Source organism: Mogibacterium sp. CM50, assembly GCF_000293155.1.
Lineage (GTDB): Bacteria > Bacillota > Clostridia > Peptostreptococcales > Anaerovoracaceae > Mogibacterium > Mogibacterium timidum.
In genome coordinates, this window is record NZ_ALNL01000044.1 from 252,953 (window position 1) to 267,873 (window position 14,921).

Annotated in this window: 17 protein-coding genes; 2 read left to right on the plus strand and 15 right to left on the minus strand. The window is 45.2% G+C overall.

Annotated features, from left to right (window positions below):
* Positions 1-93: 93 nt before the first annotated feature.
* From HMPREF1152_RS08545 to HMPREF1152_RS08565, 6 genes are all read right to left on the minus strand, one after another.
* Positions 94-1,668 (minus strand): isopeptide-forming domain-containing fimbrial protein, encoded by a 1,575-nt coding sequence (locus HMPREF1152_RS08545; RefSeq protein WP_009644624.1) that lies wholly within the window; start codon positions 1,666-1,668, stop codon positions 94-96.
* Between the two features lie 592 nt (positions 1,669-2,260).
* The gene (locus HMPREF1152_RS09655) at positions 2,261-2,437 is read right to left on the minus strand and encodes a hypothetical protein (RefSeq protein WP_009644601.1); all 177 of its coding nucleotides are present in this window, start codon (positions 2,435-2,437) and stop codon (positions 2,261-2,263) included.
* A gap of 3 nt (positions 2,438-2,440) precedes the next feature.
* Positions 2,441-2,794, minus strand: coding sequence for a 50S ribosomal protein L20 (rplT, locus tag HMPREF1152_RS08550; protein ID WP_009644651.1), 354 nt, complete (start codon positions 2,792-2,794; stop codon positions 2,441-2,443).
* Positions 2,795-2,813: 19 nt separating this feature from the next.
* Entirely contained in the window at positions 2,814-3,014 is a 201-nt protein-coding gene (rpmI, locus tag HMPREF1152_RS08555; RefSeq protein ID WP_009644715.1) for a 50S ribosomal protein L35, read from the minus strand.
* 28 nt (positions 3,015-3,042) lie between these two features.
* Positions 3,043-3,561 (minus strand): translation initiation factor IF-3, encoded by a 519-nt coding sequence (infC, locus tag HMPREF1152_RS08560; RefSeq protein WP_036380926.1) that lies wholly within the window; start codon positions 3,559-3,561, stop codon positions 3,043-3,045.
* 350 nt (positions 3,562-3,911) lie between these two features.
* Entirely contained in the window at positions 3,912-5,300 is a 1,389-nt protein-coding gene (locus HMPREF1152_RS08565; RefSeq protein ID WP_009644812.1) for a Na+/H+ antiporter NhaC family protein, read from the minus strand.
* A gap of 511 nt (positions 5,301-5,811) precedes the next feature.
* On the opposite strand from HMPREF1152_RS08565, the gene thiT reads away from it, so the two are divergent.
* Together thiT and HMPREF1152_RS08575 are read left to right on the plus strand one after the other, a co-directional pair.
* Positions 5,812-6,483 carry an energy-coupled thiamine transporter ThiT gene (gene thiT / locus HMPREF1152_RS08570; RefSeq protein WP_009644824.1) on the plus strand — a complete coding sequence of 224 codons (672 nt, stop codon included), beginning with the start codon at positions 5,812-5,814 and terminating at the stop codon, positions 6,481-6,483.
* Entirely contained in the window at positions 6,440-7,072 is a 633-nt protein-coding gene (locus tag HMPREF1152_RS08575; RefSeq protein ID WP_009644762.1) for a Maf family protein, read from the plus strand. The genes thiT and HMPREF1152_RS08575 overlap by 44 nt, the downstream gene beginning before the upstream one ends.
* Positions 7,073-7,082: 10 nt before the next feature.
* On the opposite strand, the gene HMPREF1152_RS08580 is transcribed toward HMPREF1152_RS08575, so the two are convergent.
* The 9 genes from HMPREF1152_RS08580 to HMPREF1152_RS08620 form a co-directional block, all read right to left on the minus strand.
* Positions 7,083-7,553 (minus strand): YbaK/EbsC family protein, encoded by a 471-nt coding sequence (locus HMPREF1152_RS08580; RefSeq protein WP_009644735.1) that lies wholly within the window; start codon positions 7,551-7,553, stop codon positions 7,083-7,085.
* 139 nt (positions 7,554-7,692) lie between these two features.
* On the minus strand, positions 7,693-8,307 hold the full coding sequence (locus HMPREF1152_RS08585) for a thiamine phosphate synthase (RefSeq protein ID WP_039883887.1): 615 nt from the start codon (positions 8,305-8,307) through the stop codon (positions 7,693-7,695).
* Entirely contained in the window at positions 8,294-9,478 is a 1,185-nt protein-coding gene (gene thiH / locus HMPREF1152_RS08590; protein ID WP_009644839.1) for a 2-iminoacetate synthase ThiH, read from the minus strand. Before thiH ends, HMPREF1152_RS08585 begins: the two co-directional genes overlap by 14 nt.
* A gap of 3 nt (positions 9,479-9,481) precedes the next feature.
* Positions 9,482-10,246 carry a thiazole synthase gene (locus HMPREF1152_RS08595; protein WP_009644772.1) on the minus strand — a complete coding sequence of 255 codons (765 nt, stop codon included), beginning with the start codon at positions 10,244-10,246 and terminating at the stop codon, positions 9,482-9,484.
* 182 nt (positions 10,247-10,428) lie between these two features.
* Complete coding sequence (gene thiF / locus HMPREF1152_RS08600) at positions 10,429-11,067, minus strand: sulfur carrier protein ThiS adenylyltransferase ThiF (RefSeq protein ID WP_009644693.1); 639 nt, start codon at positions 11,065-11,067, stop codon at positions 10,429-10,431.
* Positions 11,068-11,073: 6 nt separating this feature from the next.
* Complete coding sequence (gene thiS / locus HMPREF1152_RS08605; protein WP_009644754.1) at positions 11,074-11,271, minus strand: sulfur carrier protein ThiS; 198 nt, start codon at positions 11,269-11,271, stop codon at positions 11,074-11,076.
* A gap of 202 nt (positions 11,272-11,473) precedes the next feature.
* A complete protein-coding gene (locus HMPREF1152_RS08610; RefSeq protein WP_009644834.1) occupies positions 11,474-13,213 on the minus strand; it encodes a proton-conducting transporter transmembrane domain-containing protein in 1,740 nt (579 codons plus the stop codon).
* A complete protein-coding gene (locus HMPREF1152_RS08615; protein ID WP_156791997.1) occupies positions 13,203-13,406 on the minus strand; it encodes a hypothetical protein in 204 nt (67 codons plus the stop codon). Before HMPREF1152_RS08615 ends, HMPREF1152_RS08610 begins: the two co-directional genes overlap by 11 nt.
* On the minus strand, positions 13,403-14,920 hold the full coding sequence (locus HMPREF1152_RS08620) for a monovalent cation/H+ antiporter subunit D family protein (RefSeq protein WP_009644700.1): 1,518 nt from the start codon (positions 14,918-14,920) through the stop codon (positions 13,403-13,405). Before HMPREF1152_RS08620 ends, HMPREF1152_RS08615 begins: the two co-directional genes overlap by 4 nt.
* Between the last annotated feature and the right edge of the window lies 1 nt (position 14,921).

The window sequence follows — 14,921 nt, forward strand, 5'->3', positions numbered from 1 at the left end:
AATCAGGACTCCTCTTTCCTCTCAGTTTATTTTGTTGTTTTATCCCGTCTGCCGCACCCGCAGCATTCGTTCTTTAAAACAGTTTTTCTTATCCTACTGCTCTTGTTTCCTGCGACTCTTGAGATGTAGTGATACAGCAATTGCAATCAGAGAGCCTCCCACTATCATGAAGAGATATGTTCCCATACCTCCTGTTGTCGGAAGCAGCCCCGGCTTATAGTTGTTGAAGAGTGTCATATCACCGCTCTTGTCAACTGTCTTCAATGTGGTACCGCCATCATAGCTAGCCTTGTAGGTCGAGGTAAACTCGTTGTTAATCTTGACACTGTATGACTCCAGGATGCCTGTTACGGCATTTAGCTTGGCAGTAATCTCAACAGGAATTTCCTTGTCGTTAAGGACATATCCGGCAGGTGCCTCAGTCTCGACGAGTACATACTTACCGGCATCCAGCTTGCTGAATTTCATAAGACCGTTCGCATCCGTTGTAGCGGTTCCTGCAACAGTATTAGTCTTATGGCCGGAAGCATCAGCCTTATAGAGAGTAAACTTTGCACCCGCCAGCTTTCCTGTAACTGTTGATGACTCTGTAATATTCTTCTTTGTGAGAAGCTCGCCTGTAGTCTTATCAACGCCGACCTTGACGATTTCTTCGCCCTTGATATTCTTGCTGCCTGCTACATCACCGTCTATATCAAATGTGTAGTGATAAGTAGTTTTATCCTTATCGTCTTCTGTGCTTGGACTGTTGGAGTATTTGATCTCCGCTTTATTTGTGTTGGCATCAAAGCCGCTTGTAGCATTGCTGTTAAGCTTTGCTTTGTAGGTCACTGTAACCTTCTTAGCCGAATCACCGCTCAGAAGATACTCTTTCTTCAGTTTAACCGTAAATGACTTGCCGCTCTTAACAAGCTCATAATCCGTATTCTCGACCAGCGTTTTGTTCCCGTCTGCAACCTTAATATCTGTTGGAGCATCGAGCCCCTCGCTTACGGTATCTTTGATCTCAAACTTCAGTTTAGCATTGTCATACACCTGTGAATACGATGGTACATCCGTAGTAATCTTGAAGCTTGTCACATCACCGGGTTTCAGTGTATCACCATGCTTGGTGCTATCATTTTCAACCTGCGGATTGTTCTCCTTACCTGTGATTTCCTTGTCCAATGAAGGTTCAGAGCGCTTAGCATAGGCATTTGGACCAAACTGAAACTTAGAATTTGCATCCACAGTACCGCCGTCATGCTTACCGCTTCCATCAAAGTTAACTGAAACAACCATAGGGTTATAAACGTACGTGCTCTTGGTCTTGCTTACAACGACGAGGTACATTCCGGGTGTACCGGTACCTGTGTAATCCTTTCCGGAAACAGTCATATCTACGGGAGTACCAAGCTCACTAAGCCTAGTAGCCAATTTGCCGATTTCCTTACCTGTCGGTTTCGTGACATCGTTAATAGATCCGTTTAGAACCGGCTCCCACTGCCCCTTGTTATTTTGCTTAACAATTTTGTACGCCTTAACTGTCGCACCGGCTTCAACACCCTTCACAGTCATGCGACCTCCATTGTCCGCGAAAGACATCCATGCTCCACCGGTGAACAGCATGGTCACAATCATGAGGAATGCAAGCAGTAAACGTGATCTGCTTTTCACTTTCGTATTCATCTTCTTCTCCTTTTTCATTGGATTTACATAATGATAACGTATATTCCGTTTAAACAGCTCATCGCATATATTGCAGGCAGTACAATATACATATGAACTGCTTAAACAGATAAATCAACTATAAAAACGAATATTATGCGAGTATGCTGCATAAATTCCATTTTTAACATATTAATTATTTATGTCGGATATTAGTCCTCTCGGAATCACAAACGCTAAATTTAAAGCTCGAGTTTATGCATACAAAAAGGGCAGCCTTGATGTAGATACATCAACACTGTCCTCAAACAATCACCTTGAATTTTAAACACAAAAAAACATCTATGTCTGTCTGTCTGTCTGTCTGTCTGTCTGTCTGTCTGTCTGTCTGACAGATTGTGTTCCTAATCATCATGATTGTCAATTTCCCTTCTAAAGATTAACACCACCAAGTTTGTTTTACATACGATATCATAAATTTATAATAATGTCTACAAATTTGCACAAATTTAAAACTAAAAAAACACACCCTCTCCATTTTATCAGAGAGAGTGTTGATAAGTCTTTTTAACTTAATGACTCAACGACATTGGATCAGGAGTTCTGCTTAAAGCTAATCGTTTTTGTTTTGTTCATTATGCTTTGCAAGTGCAGCTTCCTTGCGAGCCATCGCACGCTTACGCTTAAGATATTCATTTCTGGCTGTCAGACCCCACCATATGACTGCGAACACTGCGACGATTATCGCAGCCACGAATATGACGCCTATGTGGCTTAAAAAATATTCCATATGTTAATTAGCCTTCTTAGCGATCTCGCACAGTTCAGCAAAGCCGGCTGCATCGTAGATTGCCATCTCGGATAACATCTTCCTGTTGAGCTCAATTCCGGACTTCTTTAGGCCGTTCATAAGGTTACTGTAGTTGATACCGTTAGCTCTTGCTGCTGCGTTGATTCTGGCAATCCACAGTCTTCTGTACTCTCTCTTCTTGTTCTTTCTTCCAACGAAAGCGGATCTGAGTGCTCTCATCACCGCCGGGTTAGCAGCTCTGAAATTCCTGCTTCTCTGTCCGTAGAAGCCCTTTGCCTGCTTCAATACCTTCTTATGTCTCTTATGAGCGTTTACACCCTTCTTTACTCTTGCCATATCTCAAAACCTCCCTAAACTACTTTGCCATTGATCTAAGCATACGCTTTGTATCTGCACCGGTAAGCACTGTGGACTTACGAAGACCTCTCTTTCTCTTTGCAGTCTTCTTTGTCAGAATATGGCTTTTATATGCCTTGTTTCTCTTAAGCTTACCGGAACCGGTAAGCTTCATTCTCTTGCTTGCGCCTCTATGAGACTTCATCTTGTTCTTTGCCATAATGATTTCCTCCTAAGTTGTTAATTCATTACTTGCCGTTCTTCGGTGATAGGAACATAGTAAGGCTTCGTCCCTCAAACTTCGGCTTCTTGTCGATGACACCGTATTCAGATACCTGATCCGCAAAGCTGTTCATAACATCAAAGCCTTTAGCTGTATAATCACGCTCTCTACCTCTGAATCTAAGGCTAACCTTAACCTTATCTCCATCCTTCAAGAACTTGATTGCTGTATTCGCCTTTACATTTACATCGTGAGCCTCAATAAAGGTGCTGAGTCTAACCTCCTTGACCTGCATGGTCTTCTGGTTTTTCTTAGCTATCTTGTCCTTCTTCTGGAGCTCGTAGCGATATTTCCCGTAGTCGAGGATTTTGCAAACGGGCGGCTCAGCATTCGGAGAAACATTTACGAGGTCCAGGTTGGCCTCCTCAGCAATCGCCAGCGCTTCTCTGATGCCCATAACTCCGCGCATATCTCCATTCTCATCTATCAAACGGACTTCCTTTGCACGAATATCTCCGTTGATCTGTTGTTTATCCTTGCTAATTGGTCTACCTCCATATAATAAAAAAGCGGATACAGAAGTATCCGCGAACTAACTGATTAAATCAAGTCACAGGTAACCCGTACACCAACGCATACAAGGTGAGAAGCGGATAACTTCTTCTTCGACCCGATAATTGTAAACTACCGCCGTCCACTTGTCAATACCCATACTACTTTCTAGGATCGTCAAACATGCAGAAGTTCTGCAGCTCTCTGATTTATATCGTTTACCCTTACATTTTTCTACACTTTTATACCGCATCTATCGATGTAATCACAGCGGTGCACCAAATGGGCTGCAATAGCCCTTCTAAAAATCAAGGCGCCATACTGGCTACTACTAGGCAATCGCTATTTCTCAAGCTTAGCTACCGCGTAGTCAGGCATCATATGCTCCCAATCCCATTCTCCCTTGCACACTCTCTTATTATATGAAGGAATAACTACGGACAAGATCGACACAGCTGCGATAATAATCAGATACCAGTTGTATGGAATCATGTCAGTTGGATTAACCGAATTCTTGGTTAAGCTGGCGGTCATCAGAAACTGAGCCCCGTAAGGAATAAAGCCTTGCATGATACATGAGAAGATATCAAGGAACGAAGCCGTTCTTCTAGGATCGATTCTGTACTTCTCAGAAATCTCTCTGGCGATTTCACCGTTCACGATGATAGCTACAGTATTGTTAGCTACAGCAGCATCTGTAATTGCTGTAAGTGCAGCAATACCAACGGAAGCCGACTTAGGACCCTTGAACAGCTTGCTCGTCTTGGTAATCAGCCATTTGAGGCCTCCGTAGTGTTTAGTCATCTCTGCGAGTCCACCGACAAGCATCGATAGCAGGAATACTTCCATCATGCCCTGATAGCCTGTCCAGATTTTACCTGCAATGTCCATCAGACCGATTGTGCCGGTTCCTATTCCTACAACAGAAGCAATAAGTATTCCGATGAGCAGTACCGTAAATACATTGAGCCCTGCAAGTGCAAGTCCAAGTACCAGAACATACGGTATAACCTTGATAACGCTATAATCAAGTTGACCTACAGACGTGCCGCCCTTGCTGAATATAATCATCAGCACTATGGTAATTACCGCCGATGGAAGAGAAATCCAAGCGTTGGTTCTGAATTTGTCCTTCAGATCAACGCCCTGTGTCCTGGTAGCGGCAATTGTTGTATCAGAGATCATGGATAGGTTATCCCCAAACATTGCACCTGTCATTACCGCGGATATAACGAACGCCATATTGAGATCCGCAGTCTTAGCCATCTGATAAGCGATAGGAACTATTGCCCCTATGGTTCCCATCGATGTACCTGTTGCCGTAGATAGGAACGCAGCAATTACGAAGATCCCGGGGACGATAAATCTGGGTGAAATAATTGTAAGTCCCAGATTTGCAGTGGAAGCAACTCCGCCCATAGCTCCGGCTACTGATGAGAACGCTCCTGCCAGAAGGTAAATCATGAGCATTGTCATGATATTCTCATCACCTGCTCCCCTGGCAAAAAGTGTGAAGTTTTCATTGATTCCGGTCTTGTGATACATTAGGAATGCAACAATAACTGCAATCGTCATGGCAACTACCGTAGGAAACCGGTAGAATGCCATTTCAACACCTTTCGACTGCAAGATCATGCCTGCTCCGAGATAAATTACGATAAACAGCAGGAGCGGTAATAGTGCTACTCCGCTCGCATCTCTTTCTTCGAGAAGATTCTCTTTCTCTTTCATTTGAAAACACCTCAATACAAACTTATAATAAATATTTCCTCCGCGCGATGCCACATGCGAGTTAGCTGTGCCGCCGCTTTTTATAACACGTAAGATTATACAGGAGACACATTGATAAATTCTATATTAATAATCGATTTACTTATTATTTTTCAAGTTATTTTTAACCCTAAAATTCAACAGCCTGATGCAGATCAGTTTGCAACGCATAGTGTCAATCGAGAAACACGCCATCAGGTAAATTTGATTTACAACTTATACAGATAAGATACAACCTATACAGATAAGGTTTATTCACTTGAATTGTTATTTACTACAATGTACAATTAGCTAATAAAATAATGCTGGGGGAGCGATAGCTGAGAGTTGCTTTGGTTTACGTTATCCGCAAGATTGTATTTGCAGTTATGCGTAATCGCGAAGCGAGACCCTTCTACCAGGCAGATAATGCTGCCACGGGAAGCTAGCTAATATCAACTGCACCCCCTCCTGAAATATAGGAGGTTTTTTAATGAACTTACAAGGTTTTGTTGAATCAAGAGTAGGTCAAGTCGTAATCATACTCGTCATCGTACTCATGCTTGTGCTCATCACGCTTGGAGGTAAGAGTAAGGGCGCTAACAGAAAGGTCGATATCAAGGCAATGACCGTCTCTGCCCTTCTCATTGCTATTGCAATGGTTCTATCAAATGTTAAAATTTTTACCATGCCTCAGGGCGGATCCATCACACTTTTGTCGCTACTTCCGATCGCTGTGGTGACATATCTGTATGGAACTAAACGAGGTATAATGGCGGGAGTTGCATTGGGCCTCGTCAACCTGATATTTGGCCCTTATGTCATCCATCCTGCACAGCTTCTACTCGATTACCCAATCGCTTTCGGAGCGTTAGGCATCGGTGGAGCGTTTAGGAACGGAAAAAACGGATTAACGAAGGTCTATGTCGTAGGAGTATTTGCAAGATACCTGTGCGCGGTTGCATCCGGAATCATCTTCTTTGGCTCATACGCACCAAAGGGGTTTAATGCGGTTACCTGGTCTGTATGGTACAATATCACCTATATTGCAGTTGAGGCAGCAATTACAATAGTTGTCATCAATATGCCGCCTGTTAAGAATCTATTCGAAAGGATTAAGAATGCAGACGAATTCGGGGCATCCCGCACTAACAAAATACGATAGCATTATACTCGCATCCAAATCACCACGCCGTCTCGATATACTGCGAGGTCATGGGATTGAGCCGATACTCATTCCATGCGATGTAGATGAAACCCTTCCTGCAGAAACCGATTATATTGATGCCGTGCGACTGCTTTCAGAGCGAAAGGCACTTGCAGCGACCTCCTTACCAGCACTTGAAAACATACGCGGTAGAGCTCTGCTGATTGCTTCGGACACCGTCGTCTACAATGACGAAATCATGGGCAAGCCAAGAGATAGAGACGATGCATTTCGCATGCTTTCATCACTCAGGAATTCCATACACTTTGTGGCGAGCGGAGTAACGCTGGTGGAGATTGACGGCGGCACACCTTTGCTAGATGGAAGAAAAAACTTTGCAGAGGTTACGGAGATAATTTGTAAGGACTACAGCGATTCTGATATCAAAGAGTATATAAATACCGGAGAACCCTTCGACAAGGCCGGCTCTTACGCTATTCAAGGCGGATTTCGCAAATACATATCAGCAATCCGTGGTGATTACGAAAATGTTGTCGGTCTCCCATACAACAGAATTATTGCCGAGCTCGAGCAGATGAGACTGTAGCCGGAAACTGCTATTCCCAACCCTTGCACACATCAACCCAGCCTTCAGCATGCGCATATCTCTCGAGCTCCGGAAGGCTTAGTTCTATTGCGCTGTTGGCACTCCCCGCTGCCGGAAATACAGTCTGAAATCTCTTCAGTGACTCATCGAGATACACTTCTACGCCTTCCCTGATAGCAAACGGACACACACCGCCCATCTCATGACCTACCAACTCATCTAACCGGTCCGGAGCTATCATCCTGGCTTTGGTATGGAAGCGGCCCTTAAACTTCGGGTTGGCAATTCTCGCATCGCCCGCAACGACTATGAGAATTGGTCTGTCATCGACTATAAAAGCCATAGTTTTGCCAATTCTCTGTCCCTCGCACCCGAGTGCAGCCGCTGCGAGTTCTACTGTAGCACTCGATACGTCGAATTCCATCACCTTATCCTCGATACCTAATTTTCTGAAATACTCTCTTACACTGCTAATAGACATCAGTATCCTCTTTTCTGATTGATTCAACCTGCTAATCACAAACTGCTAATGAGTTTTTACAATTTTTTCAATTACTGCTGACCTCTCATTATTAGTAGTATAAAACACCGCCGAACATGGAAGAAGCACAATAATAGTACTACATTTTCATGTAATATGACATCTGACATGCTCCATCAGCACCTGCAGCAATTACCAGCTGCAGGTTGCCGGACTTGATTCCCCCGATTGCATATACGGGAACCTCGACTTCAGAGATGACATCAGTCAGGAATTGTATTCCGCGAGGTGCAATCCCGGGCTTGCAGGCTGTTGTAAATATATGACCGGCAATTAGGCAATCCGCCCCCGCAGAGGATGCAGCAAGTGCTTCCTCTACAGAATGAATTGATACCCATGTGTAGGGGAATTTTATATTTGAACAGACGCACAGCTCTTCATCCCTCAAACTTTCGGTTTTGTGTCCATATTCCGGCCTTTTTAGGTTCATGTAATCCTGAAATGACAACTGTACCGGAACACTCATATCAAATGCTACTTGCCAAAACTTATTAACTATAAATTCGACATCAAAACTATCACAGATTTCTTTTATCTGTAAAGATAAATCTCGGTATTCGCTTTCAGGCAAATCCTTCTCCCTCAGTATCAATGTATTTGGCCTTGATTTCTCGAATACCCTCTCTACCTGCTCGTCAAGCGACAAGTCGGATAAGCGGCGGTTCGTTACGAAAATTTTTTTACACGTACACATAATCGTTCATCACCGGCTGCATTCCGTGACTACATAGGGCTGAATATATCTCATCAACAGTCCTTCCATCTGCAATTTCAAACTGGTTGTCACCTGTCGCAGTATCGTCGCTGTGACTTCCGATACCTGTATCAACCCCTGCAGATATCCTCGTTGCTGCAATTGCGACTGCATGATCCCGAAAACCTGTTCGCTCCCTGGTCGATAGCGTCATAGCTGCGAACGGCATGAATATCCTATAGGCACACATAGCCTGAAGCAGTTGTCTTTCTCCCACCGTTTCACTATCGGAAGAAAGGGAAAAACTCATGTCATCATCGCTGTTGCTGATAATCGGACGCAGTCTGGGACAAGAAAATGAGATTTCTGCCCACGGATACTTGCGCTGCAGCATATAGGCATGAAGGCCGGTTGCAAGTGCATCGCGTCTGAAATCACCTAAGCCCAAAAGGGCTGCAAACCCGACGCCGCGCATGCCTCCAATGAGCGCACGCTCCTGAGCATTGAAACGATAAGGGAATATGCGCTTGTGACCGGACAGATGCAGCTTCTCATATTCATCGGAGTCATACGTCTCTTGAAAGACCGTCACATAGTCGGCACCGCACGAGTGAAGAAACGCATATTCATCGGAGTTAATCGGATATATTTCAACACCGACATTTTTGAAGTATTTACGTCCGATTTTGCAAGCTTCACCTATGTAATTAACATCTGACATGCTGCGACTCTCCCCGGTCAGTATCAAAATCTCTTCAAGTCCTGTAGCAGCGATTGCCTGCATCTCTCGCTCTATCTCTGCGCCGTTCAACTTCGCCCTGTGAATCCTGTTATGACAATTGAAGCCACAGTAGATGCAGTAATTTTCACAATAATTGGATATATAGAGTGGCGTAAACATGTTGACCGAATTACCGAAATGCTTATCCTTCTCGAGCTTAGCTCGCTTCGCAAGCTGCTCCAGATATTTCCCCGCCGCAGGTGACAGCAACACTTTAAAATCATCCACACTGCAAGACTCATGCTCAAGTGCACGCATCACGTCGCTATCGCCGTAATGCTCAGGTCTGTATCCATTCATCTCTTTTAGAACCGCATCATATATTTCATGGGAAATAATCTCCATTCCTTCCAAATATTTCATGTGGTCTATACGTGCTTTTCCGTTCATTCGCTATCCCTCCAGAAAACCGGTGAGCGGCGACGACGCGACGCCACCATCCTTGACTATTCTGCCAAGCCCTGCGAGATACGCAGTTCTTCCGGCCTCAACCGCCTTGCCAAAAGCTCCTGCCATCGTAGCTACATCTCGTGCAGTTGCAATGGCCGTATTAGCCATAATCGCATCTGCCCCCATCTCCATCGCCTCGCAGGCCTGTGAGGGAGAACCGATACCGGCATCCACGATTATCGGGATATCTATCTCGTCAACCAGAATCCTGATTATCTCCTTGGTGACGAGTCCTCTGTTAGATCCGATTGGAGCCGCAAGAGGCATAATGGTAGCAGCCCCTGCATTTACAAGGTCGCGTGCCGCATTGAGATCAGGGTACATGTATGGCATAACCACAAAGCCCTCCTTAGCAAGTATCTCAGTCGCGCGAATCGTCTCCTGATTATCCGGAAATAGATACTTTGAATCGCGAATGACCTCAACCTTAATGAAATCGCCGCATCCCAGCTCTCTGGCTAGACGTGCAATTCTCACAGCCTCATCGGCATTCCTGGCACCGGAAGTGTTTGGCAGCAGGGTCACATTACCGGGAATGTAATCAAGTATATTCTGTCCACCGGTATTTGCTCGTCTGACCGAGAGTGTAATGATCTCTGCCTTGGCATTTTCAACGGCTGCTCGTATCAGCTCAAGGTCGTACTTGCCCGATCCTAGGATAAAGCGTGATTCAAATTCTCTTCCTGCTATTGCAAGCTTATCGTTCATATTGTGCTCCTTCTATATATTTCCTTTCATTTTTACGTATTCCGGCTCCCAGTTCTTCCCGGTCCTTATTCCTCGTAATTGCGATACAGCTTCATACACCTTGATATAGCCTTGTACAGTCAGCTGTATTACAGTTTTGTCCGCAGTGCGGCATTGTATCTGACATCAGCAGCTCAGAACCGTCAAGCTTCGCCAAGTATCAACCTGACTATCAGATTAGCTTGATGACCTGAACAGATAGCAACTCGTGGCGCCATCAGCCCAATGCACTCAGACACATCGGTTGTCTCATCTCCACAGATATACAATCTCTTCGTCACGCATCTGCTCTTAATCGCATTAGCATCCCCATATCCTGCCATCCCGGAGCCTGAGACAACTACCTGCTCACCGGTTTCGGATAACAGCGTGCTGACGAGCATGGATTTTGCCGACGCCCGGTCAAAGGCTTCGCACACCAGGTCAAAGCCTCCAAATATTCTCACGCAATTAGACTCATCCACCATGACATTTTCCGTAGTCACCTTCATGTACGGATTGATTTCCAGCAAAATATTGCTGATTGCATCCACCTTGTGCATACCGATATGTCTAATCGTATACGCCTGTCTGTTAAGGTTGGTTATATCTACGATATCATAATCGACGATATGCAGATGTCCAATGCCCGCTCTAGCAAGCATTACAGCCACATTGGAGCCGAGACCGCCCGCTCCCGCAATCGCTACTGACGCTCTCCGCAGCTTATCGTGAAGCTCTCTTGTAAATCTCATGTCTTTTGCCCGATTGAGTTCCGACTCACTCGGAATATTACATCTCACTGACAATTAACCTCCTCCCATAAAGCAGACAATTTCAATACAATCGCCATCAGCTATAACCACCCGTCCATATTCACTCCGGGGTAGTATCCGGCCCATATATTCAACTGCAATGCGAACCGGATTATACTCGAGGGCGACAATAAGCTCCTCGATAGTCATATCCTTTATATATTCGTGCTCTCTTCCATTAACCCTAATCAAGCTCCTCACCTCCCTTCGAAAGACTGCAAACCGCATCATATCATATGAACAAGCCGCTCATAACTCCGATTGTCTGGCACAGCTAATACAACAAAAAAAAGGTCACACGAAGCTCTACACCCAAGGTGGTGTACCCCTTCGTATGACCTGTCATACTCTAACTTCAATTATATGTAATAGAGCTTCATTGTCAATACATTTGCTATTTATTGATAAATAACATAGCTATTATAGTTATTAATGCCAGCATCGAAACCGATATCTCAATGACGATGCCTATATCACGATCTTCATTTTCAAACGATATGTTCCGAACGAATGACCTGCGGGAGCTTTCTGTCCATTTGTAAGGGTTGCCAAGTCTCTCGCCACAGAAACGAACTATTCCAAGCGATTTGACGTCTGCCCACCCTGTAAATTTGTTAAGTCCGGTTGATGTTGCTGTTATTACCCCGGCTAAGGGCTTTCTCAGAAGCCAGTCGAAGTCCAACGAGAGCTGATCATGCGGCAGCATTTTAACTCTCACAAGCCAGAATACGATTGTTGCTCCGGCGAATAGAATCAGGTACTCAAGCACATGCTCGACTGTAAAAGGATGTACAGATACTGCAAATGGCAAAAGCCTATACAAAATCGAAGGAACTATACCGATTATAATGCACCCTGCTGCACCGAGAAGCATGCCGAGCTTCATGGATAGCGGAATCTCTTTGACTTCAAACTCAGTCCTGGCTTCACCAAGGAAAACAAACCAGTTGACCTTAAGAACCACGGATAACCAGGTGCCTATAGACGTGACGGTTAGCAACAGTGCCGCAACATCGTGCCCGCTTGCCTGTACCGCGTGCATTACAACAGTCTTGGACGCAAATCCGTTAAGGAACGGCATTCCCGCAATCGAAAGCGAAGCTATAAGGAATGTAAATGCCGTAATAGGCATCTTATCCTTGAGGCCTCCGAGCTCTGTAATCTTTCTCTTGCCGGTTGCCATTATCACTGCACCTGAACACATCATCAAAACGCCCTTGTAGATTATGTTGTTAAACACGTGTGAAGCGGCTCCATCGATCCCCCATGCTCCACCAACAGCGAGCGATGCAACCATGTATCCAAGCTGTGACATTATATGGTAGCTGAACAGCCTGCGCAGATCATTCTCCAAAAATGCCATCAAAACACCGTAGAGAGCCATAAATACGCCTGCGTATAAAAGCATCTCTGTTCCTGCAAATATCCTAATCATGGCGTAAATTCCCAGCTTTGTGGTATATCCGCACATGAATACTGTTCCCGCAATAGTAGATTCCGGATACGAATCGGAAATCCACGAGTTAAACGGCGGCACAACTGCGTTGACACAGACTCCAATCAGTATGAACCAGAAGGCTGCAGAGCCATCTGAGCCGGTATATTTAGGAATCGCCAAGGAACCGCTGTTTGCCGCATGCATCAAGAAGCCTACCAAGAGCATGTTACCTCCAAACGCGTGCATCAGCAAATATCTGAGCGCCGCCCTTGACGAACGTCTGGTGTGTTTAGCATAGATTAAATATGCCGCACTAAATGCCGCAACCTCCCAGAACACTATAAGAGAAATCACGTCACCAGCTAACGTCGCGGCGATAATGCTACCGCCGTAAATTACCGACATTCCCTTTTCCCATTTGTCCTGAATATCCAGCCCATATATATTGTTGATAGCTCCGATAATTGCAAATATTATTATGAATATTATCGACAGTCTATCCACGTGAATAAGATTCAGTTTAAGCGCAGGCGTAAGCCTGTATACAAGATGACTGCTACTACTGAGTATGAACAAACCTGCTATTCCAACAGCAGCTGATATCAGTGCCAGAGGCTTCCTGCACTTTGCCGGCAGGATCAAAATCAAAGAGCCGATCGCTATAATCAGGAGTCCGGGATGAAAGCTATTTAACATCGTCTTCACTCCTCTCAGGATACAATGCATCGATAGATGCGCGCTTCAGCATCTCGGCTTCTTCATCAAGCTCTATTGACTCGTAATACCCCGTATCACGGCGTAGCAGCTTGTTTAATATGATCTTACTCATGACAACCAATGCCACAGAACCTGCAAGAGAAAGAACTATGTAATGTAATATCTCGTTCAACATAGCGTACCTCCTGTTGCCGAAAATACTGCGTTGCCAGTCTGCATTGCCAAGTCCAGCAGATGCAGGCCGAAGTTAGGCGCCAGTCCAAGCAGCAACGACAAGCCTGCTGTAATAACCAGCGGAATGAGCATCATCCTGTTAGCCTCTCCGTATACCGTAAAATCAGGATTTACAACGTCTCTTTTAAATGCAATCAGCACTACAGGCATAAGATAAGTTAAAGCGAGCAACGCGCTCACAATCAATGTCACACCGAACAACAGCTGCCCCGACTTAAGCGCACCCATGATGATATTTGCTTTGCTAACGAAGCCGACAAAGAACGGGAATCCCGCTATTCCGAGTGAAGCTATTGTAAATGCTGTCATCGTTATCGGCATTCTCCGACCAAGACCCACCATCTCACTGATATTTTTCTTGTGAGCTGTAACGAATATGGCACCGGCACACATGAATAGTGTGATCTTCATAAATGCATGGGCAACCAGATGATAAAGAGCACCTACTGTGCTCAGCGGAGATAGGATAGCAATTCCCAGCACAATATATGACAGCTGCCCTATGGTTGAAAAAGCCAACCTAGCCTTGAGATTGTCCTTCTTGAGCGCTATCAGTGACGATATTAGTATCGTCACCGCTGCCATCCAGGCTAGCAGGGTCGCTCCTCCACATTCTCTCGCCAGTTTCGGTCCAAATACATACATCATAACTCTCAAGGTTGCAAACGCTCCGGCTTTAACCACTACTACGGCATGAAGCAGTGCACTGACCGGTGTCGGCGCAACCATTGCCGCCGGCAACCAGCTGTGAAACGGCATCACGCCGGCCTTGACGATTCCCGCTCCAATCATCATGACAAAAATGACCAACATCCATCCGCCGGGAATCATGCCGGAATCCATGAACCCGCCGGGCTTGAATTCTAATGTTCCTGAGACTGCATACACGATAACCATAGCGGCAAAGAATATCTGACCGCTAATCAATGTATAAGCCAGATATTTTCTACCTGAACTCGTGCCCTCTGCGTCACGGTAATGGACTACGAGCGGATATGTTGCGATGGTAAGCACCTCAAAGAATATGAAAAATGTAATGAGATTTGCCGCGAAGCAAATGCCCATTGCAGCTGACAGACACATAGCAAAAGCAGCATAGTAGCCTGTCTGATTTTTCTCACCGTGACCTCGCATATAGCCGACGGAGTATGCAGACGTGAGCAACCAAAGTGTCGAAGCGCTGCAAGCAAACACGATGCCGGCTGTATCGACATTTAAGGCAAATGAGATGCCGTCCACCAGCCTAAACAGCTCGAGCCTAATCGTCTGACCCGTAAGAACCGCAGGCACCATCGAATAGACTAACAGAATCTTAAGAATGGAAGCCGTGAAGGTTATCGCCTCTCTTGTATTCGCCTTGATGTGTTCACCCAGCACATAGATGAGCCCGGATGCAACAAGTGAAACAAGAATCGCCAGCAAGGGGCGCAGATTTAGAGCTATCAAGTTCATA